The sequence below is a fragment of the Rhodobacter lacus genome, assembly GCF_042683065.1.
Lineage (GTDB): Bacteria > Pseudomonadota > Alphaproteobacteria > Rhodobacterales > Rhodobacteraceae > Rhodobacter > Rhodobacter lacus.
Window position 1 is genome coordinate 1 of the sequence record NZ_JBHUIX010000028.1, and the last position, 2332, is coordinate 2332.

Here is a 2332-nt window from a genome sequence, read left to right on the forward strand (position 1 = left end):
CTGGCCCGCGAGCGCGAGCGTCATCTCGGGATGGCGCTGGCGCAGCCCCGCCCACATCAACACCCGCAGATCCGAGGCCGAGATCTTCCCCGCCTCCATCCCTTCGAGCGCGGTGAGCGCGTTCTTGCCCGTCTCCCCCTCGAAGTCGCACAGCGCATTGAAGTCGAGCACCATCGTGTAGCGCACGCCCCCATGCGTGAGATCGACCTCGCCCTTGAATGGATTTGCCATCGCTTAGCCCTCCTGCGGCAGGGTCGGGTTCGGCGTGATCCGCTCGAAGATCTTGCAGCCAAGCGCCACCATGCGCTTCTCGCCGACCGAGCCCGAGGGAACGTAGGTGTTGACGTAGCCGCGGTAGGTGCGCTGCAAGCCCCCCACGACAAAGGCAATCTGCACATCCTCGCGCGTGCCCGCCTCGGTCAGCCCCGCCAGCTCATCGAGCAAAAGATGGCTCGGATGCTCCGGCCAGAACTGCAGATCCTGCGACCAGTCCGCCGCCGCGAGCATGCCCGGCATCGTCTCCTTCGAGCGCCCCGGCGACTGCATATGCGTGGTGCCGATGTCGTCGGGCGCTTTTTCCGGCATCGCAACCTCTTCGACGCCCAGGATCTGCGTCCAGCTCACCACGTCATTCGCGCTGCGCCCGATCCAGAGCTCATCCTGCCAGCCGATATCGGCCTGAGAGGGAACCTCAACCATTGCCTTCTCTCCAGTTCGTCAAAAAATCCATCGACACGCGAACCGGGCGATCGCTCGCCCCCGGTTCATCGTCATCGCGCCGCGCCACGAGCAGGATCCCGCGAAAGCCCCCGCCCCGGTATCCGTGCAGCCGCGCGATCACCGCACGCGCCAGCGCCTCCGCGTCGTCATAGCCCGGCGCATAGCAATCAACCTGCACCCGCCCGCGCCAAAGCCCATCCGGCCCCTGCATCGTCATCCCGTCCACATGGTCGATCAGATGCAAGACCACCGCAGGCAGCGCCGTGCCCTGCGGCAGCCGCCCCCAGGCGATTTTTTCCGCGCCGATCACCGTGCCCAGAAGCGCGCGCAACGCCTGTTGCATCGCTCACCCGGCTTTGTAAGTGTGATGGGGCACACAAAGACCGACCGGCTGAGTGCCCGTCAATTCCAGCGCGACCAACCTGTAGCCATGCTGCGCGGCCAAATCTGCCAAGAGCTTCACCACATCATCAGGATGCTTGCGGTCCATCAGTTGCCCCCCTTCGCCGCGGCGCGCGCGGCCTTGCGCGCTGCCCGCGCCGCCGCCTTCTCGATCTCGGCCCAGAGGATCGGCTTCAGCCGCGCGATCGTCGGGCCTGCCTCGGCATCAAAGGCCGGGCGCATGAAGGGCCGCGGCGGCGTGCCGGGATGCAGCGTGCCCGCAAACAGCCCGCCATTGCCGTGGGGCGCGGTGCCAAACTCGACGAGGTGCCCAACGCGCCCGCCGCTCCCCTTGACGTAAGACGGCCCGAGGAAGAGCTCGATCGCCGTGCGCTCTTCCAGCGTGAGCTTGCGGTGCAATTTGCGCTGCGAACCATTCAGGAGCGAGCCGAACTTGATGCTCTCGCGCAGCTTGCCGGTCTTGACCGGGGCGAGCGCGCGCGCCCGCTCCGCCATCGGTTCGGCCGCCTTGCGCAGGGAGCGGCGCAACACGCTGCGCCCCGCCGATTTGCTCAGATTGTCGAGCGCCCGTTCGAGATCGGCCAGCCCCTCGATCCTGAGCCGCGTGCTCTTTGCCATCACGCCACCCGCGCTTGCGCGGTGATCTCCAGCCGCCCCGTGACCGTTTCCTTGATGCCGGTGATCTCATAGACCCGCCCGCCCGCGACAAGCCGGTCATCGGGCCGGATCGCAAGCGTGGTCGCATTGGCATCGACGACAAACCGGCTCACCACCACCGCCTCGGTCCAGCCCGCCAGCGCGCGCTCGGCATCCGACACATCGCGGCGGCTGGCCCAGATCGGGGCGCCAAAATCATCCGCCGCCGGATCGGTGGTGTTCCAGCGCCGCTCCGCGCTGAAGCCCGTGTCCGTGATCGCCGCGCGCCGGAACTGGATTTTACGGCCAAGATACGCCATCACGCCACCACCTGCGGGCGGCGATAGCGCATCTGCGTCACCAGACGCCGGAACCCGAAGCTCAGCACCGGCGCGGTGTAGCTTTCCTCGACCGTGATCCCCGCCTCGTGCCATTCCATCGCCAGCATCAAGATCGCCTGGCCAAGCTGCGGCGGCACCACCGCGCCCGGCGCATAGCCGACATCGAGGGCAATCGTCGCCCCCGAGACGGCCTCGCGCGCAATCGAGGGCTCGCAGAAGGGCTGCGCAATCTC

Annotated in this window: 7 protein-coding genes; all 7 read right to left on the reverse strand. The window is 67.4% G+C overall.

Features of this window, described 5'->3' with window-relative positions:
* Positions 1–231 (reverse strand): GTA-gp10 family protein (locus ACFSM0_RS17695; protein WP_377393707.1); only part of this gene is annotated, 231 nt, incomplete at its 3' end.
* Between the two features lie 3 nt (positions 232–234).
* Positions 235–699, reverse strand: a complete 465-nt coding sequence (locus ACFSM0_RS17700) for a phage tail protein (protein WP_377393710.1) — start codon at positions 697–699, stop codon at positions 235–237.
* Positions 692–1063 (reverse strand): tail completion protein gp17, encoded by a 372-nt coding sequence (gp17, locus tag ACFSM0_RS17705; protein ID WP_377393712.1) that lies wholly within the window; start codon positions 1061–1063, stop codon positions 692–694. The genes ACFSM0_RS17700 and gp17 overlap by 8 nt, the downstream gene beginning before the upstream one ends.
* Positions 1064–1066: 3 nt before the next feature.
* The gene (locus ACFSM0_RS17710) at positions 1067–1210 is read right to left on the reverse strand and encodes a hypothetical protein (RefSeq protein ID WP_377393714.1); all 144 of its coding nucleotides are present in this window, start codon (positions 1208–1210) and stop codon (positions 1067–1069) included.
* A complete protein-coding gene (locus ACFSM0_RS17715; RefSeq protein WP_377393716.1) occupies positions 1210–1740 on the reverse strand; it encodes an HK97-gp10 family putative phage morphogenesis protein in 531 nt (176 codons plus the stop codon). The genes ACFSM0_RS17710 and ACFSM0_RS17715 overlap by 1 nt, the downstream gene beginning before the upstream one ends.
* Positions 1740–2078 carry a phage head completion protein gene (locus ACFSM0_RS17720; RefSeq protein ID WP_377393718.1) on the reverse strand — a complete coding sequence of 113 codons (339 nt, stop codon included), beginning with the start codon at positions 2076–2078 and terminating at the stop codon, positions 1740–1742. The genes ACFSM0_RS17715 and ACFSM0_RS17720 overlap by 1 nt, the downstream gene beginning before the upstream one ends.
* Positions 2078–2332, reverse strand: a 255-nt coding sequence (locus ACFSM0_RS17725) for a head-tail connector protein (protein WP_377393721.1), incomplete at its 5' end; no start/stop codon positions are given. The genes ACFSM0_RS17720 and ACFSM0_RS17725, both read right to left, overlap by 1 nt.